1 pseudogene is annotated in these 478 nt (G+C 55.4%); it reads right to left on the reverse strand.

The window, feature by feature from the left end:
- Positions 1-47 precede the first annotated feature (47 nt).
- Positions 48-478: pseudogene (locus tag B3F49_RS01970) on the reverse strand (malate dehydrogenase); the annotation flags it as partial.

A 478-nucleotide genomic window follows, 5' to 3' on the forward strand; every position in this document is an offset into this window, starting at 1 on the left:
GAAGGCCGCCAAAACGGCGGCCTTCAACACCAGACACATGAAACACATTACTTCCAGTACTTCTCCATCCGCTTCACCAAGGAAGCTCTATAGGCTTCCCAATCAGTGATGGGCTTTGCAGCAAGACCTTCCTCGCACGCAGCCTTGGCAACCGCCACTGCTTCCCATTCGATGACGCGGGGATCGAACGGCTTGGGAACAATGTAGTTGCGGCCGAAACTGAACTTCTGCCCACCATAGGCCTTCTCGACGGAGGCAGGAACCGGTTCTTTTGCAAGTGCAGCAAGAGCCTTGGCGGCTGCCATCTTCATGCCTTCGCTGATGATGACCGAACGGACATCCAAAGCACCTCGGAAAATGAAGGGGAAGCCGAGTACGTTGTTGATCTGGTTCGGATAATCGCTTCTTCCGGTTGCCATGATCAGGTCGCTGCGGGTGGACATCGCCAGCTCGTAGTCGATCTCGGGATTGGGGTTGG

This window comes from Sphaerochaeta sp. UBA5836 (assembly GCF_002432845.1).
In the GTDB taxonomy this organism is placed as follows: domain Bacteria; phylum Spirochaetota; class Spirochaetia; order Sphaerochaetales; family Sphaerochaetaceae; genus Sphaerochaeta.